At 74.1% G+C, this 16,832-nt stretch carries 18 protein-coding genes, 2 tRNA genes and 1 riboswitch; of the genes, 11 read left to right on the top strand and 9 right to left on the bottom strand.

Annotated elements, in window-relative coordinates; all coding sequences use genetic code 11:
* Position 1 precedes the first annotated feature (1 nt).
* The 4 genes from LQ327_RS08310 to LQ327_RS08295 form a co-directional block, all read right to left on the bottom strand.
* A complete protein-coding gene (locus LQ327_RS08310; RefSeq protein WP_230731480.1) occupies positions 2 to 1,018 on the bottom strand; it encodes an acetamidase/formamidase family protein in 1,017 nt (338 codons plus the stop codon).
* A gap of 23 nt (positions 1,019 to 1,041) precedes the next feature.
* Complete coding sequence (locus LQ327_RS08305; RefSeq protein WP_230731478.1) at positions 1,042 to 1,431, bottom strand: type III secretion system chaperone family protein; 390 nt, start codon at positions 1,429 to 1,431, stop codon at positions 1,042 to 1,044.
* Between the two features lie 75 nt (positions 1,432 to 1,506).
* Positions 1,507 to 3,336: a serine/threonine-protein kinase gene (locus tag LQ327_RS34625; protein WP_230731476.1), complete on the bottom strand. Its 1,830-nt coding sequence runs from the start codon at positions 3,334 to 3,336 to the stop codon at positions 1,507 to 1,509.
* A gap of 57 nt (positions 3,337 to 3,393) precedes the next feature.
* Positions 3,394 to 4,107 (bottom strand): DUF1707 SHOCT-like domain-containing protein, encoded by a 714-nt coding sequence (locus LQ327_RS08295; RefSeq protein ID WP_230731465.1) that lies wholly within the window; start codon positions 4,105 to 4,107, stop codon positions 3,394 to 3,396.
* 56 nt (positions 4,108 to 4,163) lie between these two features.
* On the opposite strand from LQ327_RS08295, the gene LQ327_RS08290 reads away from it, so the two are divergent.
* Positions 4,164 to 5,153 carry a DUF3048 domain-containing protein gene (locus LQ327_RS08290; RefSeq protein WP_230731463.1) on the top strand — a complete coding sequence of 330 codons (990 nt, stop codon included), beginning with the start codon at positions 4,164 to 4,166 and terminating at the stop codon, positions 5,151 to 5,153.
* Positions 5,154 to 5,188: 35 nt separating this feature from the next.
* Positions 5,189 to 5,362 (top strand): CsbD family protein, encoded by a 174-nt coding sequence (locus LQ327_RS08285; RefSeq protein ID WP_230731461.1) that lies wholly within the window; start codon positions 5,189 to 5,191, stop codon positions 5,360 to 5,362.
* A gap of 72 nt (positions 5,363 to 5,434) precedes the next feature.
* Here LQ327_RS08285 and LQ327_RS08280 read toward each other — a convergent pair whose 3' ends face one another.
* Together LQ327_RS08280 and LQ327_RS08275 are read right to left on the bottom strand one after the other, a co-directional pair.
* The gene (locus tag LQ327_RS08280; RefSeq protein ID WP_230731460.1) at positions 5,435 to 5,641 is read right to left on the bottom strand and encodes a hypothetical protein; all 207 of its coding nucleotides are present in this window, start codon (positions 5,639 to 5,641) and stop codon (positions 5,435 to 5,437) included.
* A gap of 132 nt (positions 5,642 to 5,773) precedes the next feature.
* The gene (locus LQ327_RS08275; RefSeq protein WP_230731458.1) at positions 5,774 to 6,019 is read right to left on the bottom strand and encodes a hypothetical protein; all 246 of its coding nucleotides are present in this window, start codon (positions 6,017 to 6,019) and stop codon (positions 5,774 to 5,776) included.
* A 422-nt stretch (positions 6,020 to 6,441) separates the two neighbouring features.
* On the opposite strand from LQ327_RS08275, the gene LQ327_RS08270 reads away from it, so the two are divergent.
* From LQ327_RS08270 to LQ327_RS08235, 8 genes are all read left to right on the top strand, one after another.
* Entirely contained in the window at positions 6,442 to 6,747 is a 306-nt protein-coding gene (locus LQ327_RS08270; RefSeq protein ID WP_230731456.1) for a hypothetical protein, read from the top strand.
* A 53-nt stretch (positions 6,748 to 6,800) separates the two neighbouring features.
* Positions 6,801 to 7,664 (top strand): formyltetrahydrofolate deformylase, encoded by an 864-nt coding sequence (purU, locus tag LQ327_RS08265; RefSeq protein ID WP_230731454.1) that lies wholly within the window; start codon positions 6,801 to 6,803, stop codon positions 7,662 to 7,664.
* 85 nt (positions 7,665 to 7,749) lie between these two features.
* On the top strand, positions 7,750 to 8,883 hold the full coding sequence (locus LQ327_RS08260) for a serine hydrolase domain-containing protein (RefSeq protein ID WP_230731448.1): 1,134 nt from the start codon (positions 7,750 to 7,752) through the stop codon (positions 8,881 to 8,883).
* Positions 8,884 to 8,918: 35 nt separating this feature from the next.
* Positions 8,919 to 9,971, top strand: coding sequence for an S-methyl-5-thioribose-1-phosphate isomerase (mtnA, locus tag LQ327_RS08255; RefSeq protein ID WP_230731446.1), 1,053 nt, complete (start codon positions 8,919 to 8,921; stop codon positions 9,969 to 9,971).
* A gap of 197 nt (positions 9,972 to 10,168) precedes the next feature.
* The gene (locus tag LQ327_RS08250; protein WP_230731444.1) at positions 10,169 to 10,372 is read left to right on the top strand and encodes a cold-shock protein; all 204 of its coding nucleotides are present in this window, start codon (positions 10,169 to 10,171) and stop codon (positions 10,370 to 10,372) included.
* Between the two features lie 215 nt (positions 10,373 to 10,587).
* Complete coding sequence (locus LQ327_RS08245; protein ID WP_230731442.1) at positions 10,588 to 11,238, top strand: hypothetical protein; 651 nt, start codon at positions 10,588 to 10,590, stop codon at positions 11,236 to 11,238.
* Between the two features lie 2 nt (positions 11,239 to 11,240).
* Complete coding sequence (locus tag LQ327_RS08240) at positions 11,241 to 11,609, top strand: hypothetical protein (RefSeq protein ID WP_230731440.1); 369 nt, start codon at positions 11,241 to 11,243, stop codon at positions 11,607 to 11,609.
* Positions 11,610 to 12,356: 747 nt separating this feature from the next.
* A riboswitch (Fluoride riboswitch) is annotated at positions 12,357 to 12,421 on the top strand.
* 396 nt (positions 12,422 to 12,817) lie between these two features.
* Entirely contained in the window at positions 12,818 to 13,486 is a 669-nt protein-coding gene (locus LQ327_RS08235; protein ID WP_230731438.1) for a hypothetical protein, read from the top strand.
* A gap of 104 nt (positions 13,487 to 13,590) precedes the next feature.
* On the opposite strand, the gene LQ327_RS08230 is transcribed toward LQ327_RS08235, so the two are convergent.
* Positions 13,591 to 13,663, bottom strand: a tRNA-Arg gene (locus tag LQ327_RS08230).
* Positions 13,664 to 13,714: 51 nt separating this feature from the next.
* Positions 13,715 to 13,804: transfer RNA gene (locus tag LQ327_RS08225), tRNA-Ser, on the bottom strand.
* A gap of 208 nt (positions 13,805 to 14,012) precedes the next feature.
* Between LQ327_RS08225 and LQ327_RS08220 the strand changes: the two genes are divergently transcribed.
* Positions 14,013 to 15,044 carry an alcohol dehydrogenase catalytic domain-containing protein gene (locus tag LQ327_RS08220; protein WP_230731436.1) on the top strand — a complete coding sequence of 344 codons (1,032 nt, stop codon included), beginning with the start codon at positions 14,013 to 14,015 and terminating at the stop codon, positions 15,042 to 15,044.
* A gap of 53 nt (positions 15,045 to 15,097) precedes the next feature.
* Here LQ327_RS08220 and LQ327_RS08215 read toward each other — a convergent pair whose 3' ends face one another.
* On the bottom strand, positions 15,098 to 16,762 hold the full coding sequence (locus LQ327_RS08215; RefSeq protein ID WP_230733185.1) for a phosphatidylglycerol lysyltransferase domain-containing protein: 1,665 nt from the start codon (positions 16,760 to 16,762) through the stop codon (positions 15,098 to 15,100).
* Positions 16,763 to 16,832 lie beyond the last annotated feature (70 nt).

Raw genomic sequence — 16,832 nt, 5'->3', positions numbered from 1 at the left:
GTCAGAGGCGCGCCGCCCGCGCGCGGAGGTCGCCGTGCAGGCCTCCGTACGGGTCGGTGCGCGGCAGGTAGGCCTTGGACAGCTTCGTCACGGCGCTGTAGTTGGTGTCGACGACGTTGGCCAGCGGCGCCAGCGAGAGCTGGGTGAGCAGCTGGTAGGCGTCCAGGCGGTCGAGCCCGTGCAGCTCGCCCAGCCAGGAGATCATCTCCTTCTGCCCGATCCGCCAGGCGTCCTCGAGCGGCCGGGACGACCCGACGGTGATGAGCTCGGCGTCGTTCTCCAGGCGCGGCCACCGCGGGGCGGGCGCGGCCCCGGCCTTGACCAGCTCCACGATCAGCGTGACGTCCATGGCGCCCTCGACGGCCGTGCCGCAGGACTCGCCCTCGCCCTGGCGGTAGTGCCCGTCGCCCACCGAGAAGATCGCGCCCGGCTCGTTCACCGGCAGGTAGCAGGTGACACCCGCCCGCATCTCCGGGGTGTCCATGTTGCCGCCGAACGCGTCCGGGGTGAGCGACGAGCGGACCTCACGGTTGGCCGGGGCGACGCCGACGGTGCCCAGCATCGGCGCGATCGGCAGGTCGACCGAGAACGAGCTGCGCTGCGCGACGAAGGCCACGGTGCCGCGCGCCCGGTCCAGCTCGTAGATCCAGGTGGTCTCGGGCAGGGCCTCGTCGAGCAGGGCCGTCCGGTCGGTGCCGGTGAGCCCGCCGAAGAACGGCACGAGCGTCGAGGCGCCCCAGTCGCGGGCCGGGGTGAGGTCGACGAGGTGGAGCACCAGCGTGTCGCCGGGCTCGGCACCGCGCACCGAGAACGGGCCGGTCTGCGGGTTGAGGAACCGCGGATCGAGGCTCGCGCTCGCGAGGTCGGTGACCGCGCGGATCCGGCCGCCGAAGGCGTCGTCGCACCAGAGCCGCATGACGCTGCCCGGCTCGACCTCGAGGACCGGGGCGGCCCCGCCGAAGGTCCACGCGTACTGGTCCGGCGTCGGCGAGAACTCGACGACGGCTGGCTCGGCCATGACGCGACCTCCGGGTCGTGGTGCTAGTAGCGGTCGGCCCCCGTCAGGCGCCGCTCGAGATCGTCCGCGGTCTTCGTGACGAGGCGGAAGGGCGCCTCGAACTCCGCGAACGTCAGATCCGAGAGCGGGGCGGCGTGCCGGAAGACGGCGGTGCCGTCGACGGCGGCCGCGCCCCCGACGACCGTCGACTCGGCGAGCTCGAGCAGCTGCCGCGCGTCGATGTCGTCGAGCCGGGCGATGGGTGACTCGATCTGCATCCAGTCCTGCCCGTCGATCTCGCGCCGGTGCCGGACGTAGACCAGCTGGTCGCGGCCCTCCGTCGTCGGCAGCCGGAAGGTGAGGCCGTCCGCGTCCTGCGCCATCACCTCGTAGCGGACCCGCACCCACAGCACGAGGTCGTCCCAGCTGGCCACGCACACTCCTGAAGAAATCGGGCTCCTCCGGCGAGCGGAAACCGTAGCAGCGGAGGAGGCCCGCGGGAGGCGTCCTCAGCGGGAGCCGACCAGCTTGTCCCAGGCGAAGGCGCCGACCGTGGACGTGGCGCCGCTGCGGTCGAGCAGGCGCAGCAGCGCGGCGCCGTCGCGGGGCCGGTCGGCGGCGTTCTGCGCGGTGGCCCGGCGCAGCACCGGCACGAGGCGCGGGGACAGCCGCCCGACACCGGCGAACGCGTCCGACGGGGGCCCGTCGAGGATGCGCCGGGCGATGTCCACGACGTTCTCGCCGTCGAAGAGGTGGTCCCCGCGGGCGGCGAAGACCACGCAGCAGGCCCACGCCCAGATGTCGGTGGCGGGGCCCGCGCCGTTGCCGGTGACCTGCTCGGGGGCCATGTAGCCGGGCGTGCCGACCATGTTCCCGGCCGGGGTGTGGTGGGTCTGCCCGACGACCCGGGCGATGCCGAAGTCGACCACCTTCGGCCCGGCGGAGGTCAGCAGGATGTTGCCGGGCTTGAGGTCGCGGTGGGTGATGCCGTCGTTGTGCAGGGCGGCGAGCGCGCGGGCGAGCGCGATCGCGATCCGGGTCAGCGTCTCGGCGTCGCGCACCGCGCCGTTCTCGGCGATCAGCGCGTGCAACGACGGGCCGTCGAGGCGCTCCATGACGATGTAGGGCATCGACCCGTCGAACCCGACGCCGTGCACCCGCGCCGTGTAGTCGCCGGTGACCTTCTGCAGGGTCTGCCCCTCGCGCAGGAACCGGGTGCGGGCGTCGACGTCGTCGAGCAGGTGCGGCGCGAGGACCTTGATCGCGACCGAGCCGTTCACGCCCGCGCGGTGCCCGAGGTAGACGGTGCCCATCCCGCCGGAGCCCAGGCGCCCGGTGAGCTGGTACTCCCCGACCGTCCGCGGGTCGTGCGGGGTGAGCGGCTGCTCCGGCGGCGCCATGTCCACCAGCCGCGTGGCCGCCGTCGGCGGGTGCGGGGTGGCGGTGGGCCGCGGCGGCACCCCGGCCGCGGCCGGGCGGGGCGTGGCCGGGCGCGGGGTCGCCGGACGGGCGGGCGGAGCCGACGCCGCGTCGCGGGCCGGACCCGACGGCGCCGGGCGGGCACCGTTGGGCGGCGCGGCGGCGCCGGGCAGGCCGGGCGCGGGCCCGCGGCGGGAGCGGATGAGGCGGCGTTCCTTCGGCCCGGGCAGGCGCGCCGCGCGCAGCGCCTCGGGCAGCACCGGCGCGACCGTGCAGGCCCGTGGGCGCATCGCACGGACGGTGAGCTGATGGCCGAGCAGGAACAGCCCCGCGGCGAGCCCGCCGTTCTCGACGCCGACGGCGAGCAGCACCAGGAACGCCGCCACGGCCGCGAGCCAGGTGACGCGGCGCTTCGAGAGCGGCCACGGGCGGGTGACCGGCATCGCGCGGCGCCGCTCGAGGTCGAGCGTCGCGACGTGCAGGGTCCCGACCGCCAGCGCGAGAACGACGGCCAGGGCGACCGCCACCACGACGAGGCCGACCGAGGTGGAAGGGGTGGGGAGCCCGGCGCTGTCGAGCTCGTCGAAGAGTCGGGCCAGGACGGCACGCCGGTCGGCGGCGCCGAGCGAGGCGCGGGCGGTGAACACCGCGGCGAGCAGCGTGACCACGCCCGCGGCCCCGGCGAGCCCGGCGACCACGCTCAGCGGGTGGCCGGCCTCCCGGTGCAGGTGACGGACCGCGCGACGGCGCTCGGGGCCGGTGAGACGGGCGACACGTCCGGTGACCACCCGGTCCACCAGCAGCGCCTGACGGCGGCGGCGGGCCAGCGCCGCGTACAGCGGCGACATGAGCAGCGCGACGACCACGCCTACGGCGAGCGGGATCAGGAATCGCACGCCGAGCGTGGGATCGAAGCTCACGACGTCCTCCCCACCCGTGACGATGACCCACCCCGGCGGGCGGTGCACCGTTCGACGTTACCGCTCCGGCCGGTCGGCCCGGGCGCCCTCGGTCCGGGCGGGTCGGTCGCGACGGCCCACCCGGCGGGCCAGGGAGCGGGGTGCGTCGTGCGGCAGCGCACGGATCCGCTCCCAGCGACCCCGCACCGGATGGCGCAGGATCACGTCGCCGAACGAGTGCCGCCCGCGCACCGAGACGTGCAGGGCGCCGCGCTCCCGGCGGTGCACGGTCTCGTCGCGCACCGAGCCCGCGGAGATGCGCAGGTCGTCGACGTCGGCCGTGGCGCCCTCCGGCAGCACGACCGTCGGCGAGCACATCCCGGTCGCCAGGTCCAGCGCCAGCACCGCGGTGGCGCACTCCGCCTCGGACAGGTCGAGCAGCACCCCGCCCACCCAGCTGTGCACCCGCACCGTCGGGGGCACCTTCCAGTACCCGCGGCGGCTGATGGAGCCCCCGAGCCCCGCCTGGAGCTCGAGGACGTCGCTGCGGTGCGACGAGTGCAGCGCGGCGCCGGGCAGATCGGAGAGCAGCCCGTCGAGCTGGTCGCGGTAGCGGGCGGCCTGGGCGATCGCCGCGCGGTCGCTGTACTCCACGGGGGTCAGCCGCCCCGCCACCATCGCCCGCGCCAGCATCGCGGCGACGTCCTCGCGCTCGCCGTCCGAGGCGCGCTCCCGCGCGTCCTCGGGCTCGGACTCCCGGGGGCGGCCATCCTGCGCGGGCCTGCGGGCCATGTCTCCGATGATAGGGGCGGGCGAACCGGGAGGTCGGCTCCCGCGTTGGTCCTCGCATGGCCGGGGAACGGGGAGGTACCGAGGCGCGGACGGCGATCGCCGTGGTCATCGCGGTCGTGATCGTGGTGATCCTCGGGGTGGTGGTCTGGAGCTCCAGCGGTGACTCGCCGGCGCCGCTGCCGCCCGCACCGTCGCCGGTGGCCGCGAAGCCCGCCGCGAACCTCTCCCCGCTGACCGGCGGGCCCGACCCCGGGAAGGCCGTCCTCGCCGTCAAGGTCGACAACTCCCCGCAGGGCAGGCCCTGGACCGGGGTGGACGCCGCGGACGTGGTCTACGTGGAGCCGGTCGAGGGCGGGGTGACGCGGCTGCTGGCGGTGTTCGCCTCGCACCTGCCGCCCTCGGTCGGCCCGGTGCGCAGCTTCCGGGAGTCCGACATCGACGTCCTCGCCGCCTACGGCCGGCCCGCGCTGGGGTTCTCCGGCAACGCCCCGGAGCTGAACCAGCTGGTGGCGTCGAGCCCGGTGCTCCCGGTGTCGGCCGAGAAGGTGGCCGGGGCCTACCACCGCGGGCGCGGCGAGGCCCCGCACAACCTCTACGCCGACCCGGCCGCGCTGGTGAAGGCCGCCCCGGGGGTGGCGGGCCCCCGCGACATCGGGTTCCGCTTCGGGGCCGCACCCGCGGGCGGGCAGCCCGCGACGGACGTCAAGGAGACGATCGGCTCGACCCCGGTCGACCTGCACGCCGCGGACGGCCGCTACACCGTCGCGTTCGACGGGCAGCCCGCCGTCACCGCCGGGGGACCCGCCACCGTCGTCGTCCAGCGGGTACCGATCAGGAACTCCGCCGTGCACGACGTCGTGGGGGCGCCGTCGCCGACCGCGGTCACCGTCGGGCGGGGCGCCGTCGACGTGCTGCGCGACGGGAAGCGCTGGACGGGGACCTGGTCGCGGCCCGATCCGAACTCGCCGACCTCGTACACGGGGGCGGACGGAAAACCTCTGACGTTCGCCACCGGCCCGGTCTGGGTGCTGCTCGCGCGAGGTTGACGCCTGATCGCGGGCGGGATCGGGTAGCCGCCCGCATGGGCACCGGAGACAAGATCGACAACAAGACCGACGAGCTCAAGGGCAAGGCCAAGGAGACCGTCGGCAAGCTCCAGGACGACGAGGAGCTCGAGGCCGAGGGCAAGGGCGACCAGGTCAAGGGCAACGTCAAGCAGGCCGGCGAGAAGGTCAAGGACGCGTTCAAGTCCTGACCCCCGCACGACGAGGACGGGCCCCGGCCGATTCCCGGCCGGGGCCCGTCGTATGTGTCGCGGGGCCGTTGACTACTCGGCGAGCTTGGTGATCGCCTGGGCCCAGAGGAAGTACTTGTTCGTCCCGAGGTCACGCACGGTCTTGATGTTGAACGCGTCCTTCAGGTGCTGCGCGTCGCCGTCGCTGACGCCCTGCAGCGCGGACACCGGCGCGTCGGCCAGCTCCGCCAGCGGGGTCTCCTCGTACTGCTTGACCAGCTTGGCGTCGATCTGTCCCATGTCGCCCCTCCGTAGGGTCGGATGCGATTGCGCGAGGCCGAGTACCCCGCACGCCGCGATCGACCCGACCCACCCCGGTGAACACCCGGCGACGCTCGGCGGACGGAGTACTGCGTACGCCCGACGGGCGGCCTAGTACCCCCGCTGGTGACGCTCGCCCGCGAAGCCGTAGACCGGTGTGCCGTCCGGGTCGCGCCGGTCGAGCCGGTGCACCGCGAAGACGTTGATGCCGGGGATCGATCCCCCGTTGAAACCGTCCGTGGGCGTCCGGGGGCCGGACTCGACGAGCACCAGGTACTCCTCGGGCGGTGTGGCGGCCTCGCCGATCTGGACGTCGCGCTCGCCACGGCAGGGGCCGTCCTGCAGCCGGATCAACATCGTCCCTCCCCCTCCCGGGGTCCGTTCCGCGCCGTCATGGTCGCACGTTGCCCGGGGCCGGGGAGACGAGCCGCACAGCGTCCGACGTCGGAGTTTTCCTTGACGTCAGATGCCACGGAACGGAACCATCCGTGTCGTCGATCATGCCCCCCGTGATCGACGACAGCCCGGTCGGTGTCCCCCCGCCGGCCGGGCCTCAACTCTTTCCGTGGCCGACGTCGCGACCGGGCGGCACGATCGCGCGACGAGCGGTCCGCGTACCGCCTCCGCGCCGCCGAGCGGTCCAGCGACACCCTCCGTTCACCGATCCGTCGGCCGCGCGATGCCGGAAAACGTGTAGGCGCGTCGGAGGCGGGCACTCCTCCCCCGATCGGGACCGGCCGTCGAACTCGGAACCGGCTGTCGAACGAGGGGCGGGGGACGTGGACGATCCTTCGACGCTGCGGGATCTCGTGCGCAGCGCGCACGAGGCGCTCGCCGAGCTCGGTCGGGCGCGCCACGCGTGCCCGGCGGGCACCGACCGCTTCGACTGGTCGGCGGACCTGCTCGACGAGCTCGCGCGCGTCGCCCTCGAGGTCGGCGAGGCCGCGTCGGCGGTCGCGGGCGGCTCCGAGCAGGACGAGGTCGCCGCGCGCGCGCGGGAGCTCTCCACCGCCATCGTGCGCCGCCGCAACGACGCCCTGACCCCGCTCCGCGTCCCCGCGGGCGAGCTGGCCTGCCGCTCCTGACGCGCCGGAGTTCCTGCGGCGCGCCGCCGGGCGGCGTCAGTACCCTGCGGCCCGTGACCGGGTCTCCGTCCGCCGACACCGTCGGCCGGCTGCTCATCCGCTGCGCCGACCGCCAGGGCATCGTCGCGGCCGTCGCGTCGTTCCTCTCGGCCTCCGGGGCGAACATCCTGTCGCTGGACCAGCACGCCACGGCCCACACCGGCGGCACCTACTTCCAGCGGACCGAGTTCGCCCTGCCCTCCGGGAACCTCCAGGGGCTGCGCGCCGCGTTCGCCTCGGACGTCGCCCGGGGGTTCGGCATGGACTTCACGCTGACCGACTCCGGGGTCCCGAAGCGGCTGGGCATCCTCGTCTCGCGGATCGACCACTGTCTGCTCGACCTGCTGTGGCGGACGCAGCGCGGCGAGCTCGACGTCTCGATCGAGGTCGTCGTCTCCAACCACGCCGACCTGGCCGGCGCCGTCGAACCCTTCGGGGTGCCGTTCGTCCACGTCCCGGTGACGCCGGAGACGAGGGCCGAGGCGGAGACGCGCCAGGCCGAGCTGCTGCAGGGCGTCGACCTGGTGGTGCTCGCGCGCTACATGCAGATCGTGTCGGGCTCGATGATCGAGGCCGTCGGGGCCCCGATGATCAACATCCATCACTCGTTCCTGCCGGCGTTCGTGGGCGCCTCGCCCTACCGGCAGGCCAAGGAGCGCGGGGTGAAGGTCGTCGGTGCCACCGCGCACTACGTCACCGAGGTCCTCGACGACGGGCCGATCATCGAGCAGGACGTGGTGCGGGTGAACCACCGCCACACGACGGCCGACCTCACCCGGCTCGGCGCCGACGTCGAGCGCTCCGTGCTCTCCCGGGCGGTGCGGTGGCACTGCGAGGACCGCGTGGTGCGCGACGGGGACACGACGATCGTCTTCTGAGGTGCGCTGCGCGCTTGTGAGCAGTAATTGACGCCAGGACATCAATTTGTGCTCACGAGCGCGCAGCGCACCTAGTCTCGCCCCCATGACGACGATCGCGACCGGTCCGTTCGACGACGTCGTCGCCGCGGCCGCCGTCCCGGGCGTGGTCGCGCTGCTCGCGCACGGCGGGGAGGTGCACGTCGCGACCCAGGGCGTCCTGACCCTCGGCGGCGCCCCCGTCCGACGGGACTCGCAGTTCCGGATCGCGTCGATCACCAAGCCGGTCGTCGCGGCCGCCGTCGGGACCCTGCTCGCCGACGGGACGCTCGCGCTCGACGAGCCCGTCGACCGGCTGCTGCCCGAGCTCGCCGGGCGACGGGTGCTGCGCTCGCCCGACGCGGCCCTCGACGACACCGTCCCCGCGGCCCGGCCGATCCTGGTGCGTGACCTGCTGACCTACACCTGCGGGTACGGCCAGGCGATGGAGCTGTTCACGGCCGACCCGCCCTGGCCGATCGCGACGGCGCTGGCGTCGGGCCGACTGAACACGATGGGGCCGCCGGAACCGGACGTGACGCCGGACCCCGACGCCTGGCTCGCCGAGCTCGCGGAGCTGCCGCTGCTCGCCCAGCCCGGCCGGCGCTGGCTCTACAACACCAGCGGCCAGGTGCTCGGCGTCCTCGCCGCGCGCGCCGCGCGGGAACCGCTCCCCGACCTCCTCCGCACGCGGATCCTCGCCCCGCTCGGCATGCGCGACACCGCCTTCACCGGCGACCCGGCGCGACTCGCCACCGCCTACCAGGGCGACGAGGCGTGGGACGCACCCGACGGACGCTGGAGTACCCCGCCCCGCTTCCCCGACGGTGCCGCCGGGCTCGTCTCGACCGTCGACGACCTCCTCGCGTTCGCCCGGATGCTGCTCCGCGGTGGCGGCGACGTCCTGGAGCAGGGCTTCGTCACCGCGATGACCTCCGACCAGCTCACCGCGGAGCAGCAGGCGTCGGCGGCGGGCGGGTTCCTCGACGACGACCTGAGCTGGGGCTTCGGGGTGTCGGTGACGACGCGGGGCGCCCGCGCCGGATCGTTCGGCTGGGCCGGCGGTCTGGGGAGCAGCTGGCACGTCGACCCGGTCCGCGACCTCGTCGTCGTGATCCTGACCCAGCGCGCGTTCGCCTCGCCCGAGGACATCGGCCTGCACACCGCGGTCTGCGACGCCGCCTACGCCTTGCTGAGCTGACCCACCGGCCACGAATCCGGGGCAGGATCGGCCCCGTGCGGATCGTGGACTTCTCGGACGAGGACCCGGCGGTGGTGCTGCTGGACCAGCGCGCCCTGCCGCACCGGACCGAGCACCTCCGCCTCACCACGGTCGACGCCCTCGTCGACGCGATCCGCGCCCTCGCCGTCCGCGGGGCGCCGAACCTCGGGATCGCCGGGGCGTTCGGGGTCGCGCTGGCCGCACACCGCCACCCCGACGACCCGGCGGCGGTGCCCGCCGAGGCCGAGCGGATCGCGCGGGCCCGGCCGACCGCCGTCCCGCTCGCCCTCGGGGCGCGCCGGGCGCTCGCGCGGCTCGACGACGGCCCGGCCGCCGTCCTCGCCGAGGCCCGCGCGGTCGCCGCCGACGCCGCCCGGGTCAACGCCGCCGCGACGACCCGCGCCGCCGACCTGCTCTCCGCGCTGCACCCGGACGGCCCGCTGCGCGTGCTGACGGTCTGCAACACCGGCGAGCTCGCCTGCGGGGTGGGCGGCACCGCGCTCGGTGCGGCGCTGCGGCTGCACGAGCGCGGGATGCTGAGCGAGGTGCTCGCCTGCGAGACCCGACCGCTGCTGCAGGGCGCCCGGCTCACCGTGTGGGAACTGGCCCGCGCCGGCGCCCCGCACCGGCTGTGCGTCGACTCCGCGGGGCCCGCCGCGATCGCCACCGGGCGGGTGGACGCCGTCGTCGTCGGTGCCGACCGGATCGCCGCGAACGGGGACGTCGCGAACAAGATCGGCACCTACATGCTGGCCTGCGCCGCGGCCCGCTCCGGCGTGCCGTTCCTCGTCGTCGCCCCCGAGGAGACGATCGACGCGCACACCGCGACCGGTGACGACGTCGTCGTGGAGGAACGCGGCCCCGAGGAGGTCCTCGAGGTCGGCGGGGTCCCGACGACGTCGCCGGGCACGCCGGTCTTCAACCCGGCGTTCGACGTGACGCCGTTCGAGCTGGTGACCGCCGTCGTCACCGAGGACCGGGCGTGGTCCCCGCGGCGGGAGCCGAACGCCCCGTCGGCCGTCCGGGAAACCCGTCACGACGCCGTCCGGCGCCACGTGAGCCGGTGACCGCGGGGTCTGTGATGGTCGGAGTGCTACGGTCCCCGCCGTTGCAGTCTCGTTTTCCTCGCTGTGTCGTTCGAGCTCCGTGGATGATGTGACACCGCCCGGGCTCGTTGCGCAGGACCACCCTCCGCTGATCTCGGAGTCGGGCAACGCTCGCGGGCGGGTACGCACCCGCCCGGCCTGATCCTGAAAGAGGATGCATGACTGAAGGCACCGTCAAGTGGTTCAACGCCGAGAAGGGCTTCGGCTTCATCGCCCCCGATGACGGCGGCAAGGACGTGTTCGTCCACTACTCCGCCATCCAGGGCACCGGATTCCGGTCCCTCGAGGAGAACCAGCGCGTGGCGTTCGAGTCCAGCCAGGGCTCGAAGGGGCCGCAGGCCGACTCCGTCCAGGCTCTCTGAGACACCCGCACTCCACGCCGGGCGCCGCCGGGACGGCGCCGCGCCCGCGCATCGCACGACCGGAGGGCCCGCCACCGCGGTGGCGGGCCCTTCGTCGTGAGTGACCACCCCGTCGTCACCCGGACGGGCAGCGGGGTCATGGGCGGGTAACGAGAGATCCGGTTGCGGCGACAACCCGGCGACACATCCGTCGTCGTCGGGAGGAATGACACCCGGTGCGCACCGCGTACAAGGTCTGGTCGGGCATCGCGGCAGTGGTCTTCTGCCTGGTCGCGGTCGTCGACCTGTCGAGCAACCACGCGACGCCGGCGCCGAGCGCGCCGGTCGTCTCGAGCGCGGCCGCCCCGGTCGCCGTGCCCGCGGTCAGCGCGGCCCCGGTGCCGGCCCGCGACCCCGCCGAGGGGTCGGTGTACGACACCTCGGCCGGAGTGACGAAGACCGTCAGCCGGCTGGACAGCTACCGGGACGTCGAGTTCACCGACGGCACCGTCGCGCACGTCGACGCCGACGACCTGACGACCGAGTCCTGGGCGGGGTGCCAGGAAAGGCTGCTGACGGCCGCCGCGCACCAGCTGCTGGACGGCAGGACGGTGACCATGGGCCACGACCCGTCGCGCACCGGCGATCGCCGGGACTGGGTCCGGCTGCGGGGCTACCGGTCCTCCGTCACCGAGACCGACTACACCAGCGCGCTGTCCTCGGAGACGACGACCCAGGTCGTGGACCAGTGCTACCCGGAGACCCCGACGACGGCGCCGTCGTCGTCGTCGAGCAGCAGTCCCGACGTCGATGTCGACGTCGATCACCACAACCACCGCGACGGTGCCCTGACCGGCGGCTACTGCGCGCGCAAGTGGTGGTGCTGACGATGGCGCGACGCTCCGCTCCCGCCGGCGGCTGCGGCACCCTGATCGGTGTCGTGCTGCTCGTCGGCCTGGCGATCCTGATCATCAAGTGGGCGCTGATCACCGCGGCGATCCTCGCCGTGCCGTTCGGGCTCTGGTGGATCCTCGACTACTCGAAGCGCACCGGACCGGAGCGCGAGGCCCGGCGGGCCGCGGCCGCGACGGCGCTGCGGCGCTCCGAGGTCGCGTCCCGCGCCGTGGTCGACGTCGCGGGCGGTTGCGGCTGGTGCGGCGCCCGCATCGCCCACCGCGACGTCCGCACCGGGGCGGTGGTCTCGCCCCGCGAGTACCACCACGACGAGGTCGAGCAGGCGATCGCGATCACCGCCTGAGGCATCGGGCCGGCGTCAGCGGTCGTCGTCGGCGATCGCCCGACTCCGGTCGTTGCCCTCGTCCCGCAGCTCCCGACGACGAGCAGCGGTCGCCCTGGTCTCGCGCTCGATCTCCGACTGTTGGCGCTCGGCCGCCGGCGGGCGCGCTGCAGCGCCTCGCGCGAGCGATCGAGGTGCTCCTCCGCCCGCGCCACCGTCTCGGCGGCGCGGCTCGACGCCGCGTCCGACCGGCTGAACCGGTCGGTGGTCGCGTGGCCGCTGACCCGCGCCAGTTCGTCCAGGGACGCCTCGCGCGCGTCGGCCCGCTCCTCGCGCGTCCGCCCACCTGCCGGGCCGCCGAATCCCCGTCCGGCCCGGCGCGCCCCGTCGTGACCGACCCGAGGACGGGCTCGCCGTCGACCGTCCGGTCCTCGGGGCGCCCGCTCATGATCTCCACCAAGCTGCGGGGAGCGGCCCACGTCGCCCTCGGTCCGGCTGCACGTGCCCGCCGCGTCGAGGGCCCGCTGGAGCACGAGTCCGACGACGCCTCGACACGAACCGGCCGGTTGCCGAGCGCGGTCGGCCCCGGTACGCCCACGGACGATATCCCGGCCCCGCCCACATCTCACGGTTCACGGGAGGGCCCTCTGCTTCGGCGACCGTCCACGGCCGGTGGGTCGTCCGGGTGCGTCGGGTATGTCCTGCGGTCCACGGGTCGACGCTCATCGGGGAATCGGGACTACCGCGTCGTCGAGCACGGGGCTATCGTCCGCGGAAGGTGATGGGGCTCACCTTCAACCGCAGGTCTTCCTGCTGACGGTCCCTGTTCGGTTCCGACCGTTCAGGAGACCGCATGGACATTGGTCCTTCCCCCCGGGTCATCGACGTTCCCGCTGCCCTCCGCGCGCGCGTGATGCCGGCGAGCCCTCACCGATCCCCGGGAGCGCGCCCCGCGTTCGTGCGCCCGTCGAGGTCGACCACGGCGCACCCCAGGGACGCCGCCGACTCCTGCGTCCTCCGCGACCCGACCTGCCCTGACCCGCCATCCACCGCCGGGTCCGAGCACCCGCGGACGTCGTCACGAGAAAGGCATCAGCGATGACCAGTACGAACTCCGACCACACCGGCTCGAGCCGGCTCCGTCCCGAGGTCCACGGCGCCGCGGAGGGCGTCGCCTGCCGGCGGGGGCCGGGCGGTCCGCTGTCGACCTGTCGAACGGGTGGTCGGCGATGAACATCATGGGCGCCCCGACGACGGCTCGACGCGACACCCCGCCGCTCGGTGTCCCGGTGCTGACCCGCGGGCGGCACCGCGACCTCACCGAGGGCAGCTGCGTGATGGAGTACGTGTCCGTCCTGGCCGGGCGCCGCTTCAGCGACCACCCCGACTGCACCGATCCGCTGCTGAGCTGGCTGGCGCGGGGGGTGAACGACCGGGTCGGCGACCGCGCACGGGCGTCGCTGGCGGGACTGGCCCCCGGCTTGATCGGCACCCGCGTGCATCGGTCGGGGGCCCGAGGGGTGGTCCGGGCGGTGGTCTTCGGCGAACTGGCCACGATGGGCCTGGCCGGCGCCCCGCACGATCCCTGGTTCCGCGAGCTCGACGAGCTCGCCACCGCATACCTGGCCCGCCGGGTCCGGCCTCCCGCGCCACCGACCGAGGGCTGCCCGGCGGCGCCCGGGGGCCGACGGCGGTGGCAGCCGTTGGCCACGTTCGACCGGAACTTCACCTTCGCGGAGGTCTGCCGGGCACTCGGCGGTGTGCCGCCCGAGTACCGCGACTGGCTGATGTGCGAGGCGTTGACCTCCGGCGTGGCCCGCACGCGCCGAGTGCTCAGCCTCCCCGAGGTCACGGTCGCCGTGCTCGGTCCCTCACCAGCGACCGCTCCGCCGGAGTGACGGGAGGCCGCTGACGAGGGACGCTGCTCCACGGGATGCTGCACCCGGACACAGCGAAGGGGCCGCCGCGATGCGACGACCCCTCTGACCTGCGTGTTCGTGTGCGCGCCCGAAGGGATTCGAACCCCTAACCTTCTGATCCGTAGTCAGATGCTCTATCCGTTGAGCTACGGGCGCATGTACTTCGATGACACAGCGTTCAGTTGTCACGGCGGAGGTCCGCCGCTGCGGAGGCTCCGGGATTTGAACCCGGGATGGGGGGTTACCCCAAACCGCATTAGCAGTGCGGCGCCATAGACCAGACTAGGCGAAGCCTCCCGAGGCCCTGGGGCCCACCGGTCGGAGACATTACACGTCCCCCGCGAGCCACTTGGCGGGCACCCCCGAGCCCGGCCCCGGCCCGATGACCTCGCCGCGGGCCGTATTCCGGTTGTGCGCAATGTGAACAGGTACACGTTCGCGCATGCATCGGCGGAGGTCCCGGGTAGCCCGGTCTTGAACCATCCAGATCGAGAGGACATCTGCCGTGAAGGCGACGCTGATCTACGGGGCGGGCGATGTCCGCGTCGAGGACGTCTCCGACCCGAAGCTCGAGAACCCGACCGACGCCGTCGTCCGGATCACGCACTCCTGCATCTGCGGGAGCGACCTCTGGCCGTACAAGAACCGCGAGGCCACCGCGCAGGGCGACCGCATCGGCCACGAGTTCATCGGGGTGGTCGAGGAGACCGGGTCCGACGTGAGCCGGGTCAAGCAGGGTGACGTCGTGGTCGCGCCGTTCTTCTACGCGGACGGCACCTGCGAGTACTGCCGCGCCGGCCTGACCAGCGCCTGCCCGAACGGCAACGCCTGGGGAGCCGAGACCGACGGCGGCCAGGGCGAGGCGGCCCGCGTCCCGTACGCGGACCACGTCCTGACGACGCTGGACGCGCCGGTCGACTCCGACCTCATGCCCAGCCTGCTCACCCTGTCCGACGTGTTCGGCACCGGGCACCACGCCGCGGTGACGTCGGGCGTCGGGCCGGGCAAGGACGTCGTCGTCGTGGGCGACGGCGCGGTCGGCCTGCTCGGTGTGCTGGCGAGCTGGCGGCTCGGCGCCGAGCGGATCGTGCTCATGGGCCACCACAAGGACCGCACCGACCTCGGCCGCGAGTTCGGCGCCACCGACGTGGTGCCCGAGCGCGGCGAGGAGGGCGAGCAGAAGGTGCGCGACATCCTCGGCACCGACGGCGCGCACTGCACGATCGAGGCGGTCGGGCTCGACCAGTCCGTGACCTCCGCGATCAACGTGACGAAGCCCGGCGGTTCGGTCGGCATCGTCGGAGTGCCGCAGAGCGGCAACATCCCGAACGCCGGCATGAAGTTCTTCAAGAACGTCACGATCACCGGCGGCATCGCGCCGACCCAGGCGAACATCGCCGACCTGCTCCCGGACGTGCTCTCCGGCAAGGTCCAGCCCGGCAAGGTCTTCAATCGGACCATCGGGCTCGACGAGGTCCCCGAGGGCTACCGCGCGATGAACGACCGCGAGGCCCTGAAGGTGCTCGTCCGGCCGTAGGCCCTGTGCGTGCGTTTCCGTGTCAGGACACGGAAACGCACGCACGGGTCGCGTCAGCGACGAAGCAGCCGCAGCAGCGCGGGCGGCCTGCCGCCGTAGCCCTCCGCCTCGAAGGCGGCCACGGCGATCCGCGGCAGGTCGCGCACCGCGTCGAACGCGAGGAAGCGCGGCACCCACGCCGGCCCGAACCGGGCGTTGAACCGGTAGAGGGTCTCGATCTGCCACCACCGCGAGGCGATCCGCAGCACGCGCGCCCACAGCCGCGCCACGGGCCCGGCACCGATCCGCTCGCCCCGCTCCAGGGCGGAGCGGAACACCGCGAAGTTCAGCGACACCTGCGCGACGTCGAGCCCCCGGCACGCCGCGAGCAGGTCGGTGATCAGGAGCTCGTTGAGCCCGTTCTCGGTGACCGCCGGATCGCGGATCATGAGGTCGAGCGAGAGCCCGTCGCCGCCCCACGGCACGAACTGCAGGAGGCCCTTCGGCGCGCCCCCCTCCGAGGCCACGACGACGACCGCCTGCGGATCGGCCTCGGCGTCGGCCGCGCGGGAGAGCGCCATGGAGAAGCCGCGCTCGTCGGGGCCGCCGCGCCAGCGCTCCACGCACGCCCGCAGCGTCGCGAGCTCGGCGGCGGGCACGTCGTGCAGCCGCCGGACCGTGGTCTCGTACCCGGCGCGCTTGATGCGTGAGACGGCCTGCCGCACGGTGCGCATCGCGCGGCCCTGCAGCGAGAACGTGGCCACGTCCACGACGGCCTCGTCGCCGAGCTCGAGCGCGTCCAGGCCCGCCTCCCGGGACCACACCCGGGCGCCCTGCTCGGAGCACCCGAGCACGGCGGGCACCCACCCGTAGCGCCGGCACACCGCGACGAACTCCTCGATCGCCCCCGGCCACGCCTCGACGTCGCCGAGCGGGTCCCCGGACGCCAGGGCCACGCCCGTCACGACCCGGTAGGCCACCGCCGCCTTCCCCGACGACGAGAACACCACCGACTTGTCGCGGCGCAGCGCGAAGTAGCCCAGCGAGTCCGCCGACCCGTGGCGCTCGAGCAGCCCGCGGATGCCGGCCACGTCGTCGGGCGAGAGCTGGGGGCGCGGCTCGGCCGAGCGCAGCAGGAAGTAGCCGCCGAGCACGAGCGCGCCGATCCCGAAGGTGAGCCCGACGGCGGCGGTGAGGTCGTCGTACCAGACGAGCTGGAACTCCACGGGGCCCTCGACCCCGATCAGCGACAGCGCCGCGTGCGAGATCTTCTCACCGAGCGACGGGTGCCCGACCAGCACCGTCGGCCGCACCAGGACCAGCATCGCGGTGACGATCACCAGCCCGGCCGCCAGCAGCTGGACCACCAGCCGGAGCGCGACGAACCGGCCCACGGGGTCGGGCACCGCGTCGAACTCCCGACGGGTCAGCAGCAGCCCGATCAGGAGGATGGCGGCCACCACGAGCGGCGGGAGCGGGTGACGTCCGAGCGCGTGCGACGCGATGATCACCACGCACATCAGGACCGCGAGCTGCCATGCCCGTCGTTTGCGTCGGCGCAGGCCGGTGGCGAGGAGCATCAGCCCGACGCCCGCCGTCGCGAGGATGACCGTGCCCACGAGGGAGGCCTCGACCGGCAGCCCGAACCACGAGGCGGGCTCCAGGCGCCGCCGCGCGGCCGGGGCGAAGATCGAGATGATCGCCAGCAGGCCGACCAGGCGTGCCGCCCAGACGACCACCCGGGCGATGCGTGCGCGCCGGCGCCGTTCCTTCCGGAGCTCCCCCTCGTCGGGGCGATCCTGCGTCGTC

Origin of the sequence: Actinomycetospora endophytica (assembly GCF_021026375.1) — a bacterium.
Classification (GTDB): domain Bacteria; phylum Actinomycetota; class Actinomycetes; order Mycobacteriales; family Pseudonocardiaceae; genus Actinomycetospora; species Actinomycetospora endophytica.
Note: the sequence above shows the minus strand (reverse complement) of the source record. Positions and strands in the feature narration are given on the sequence as shown.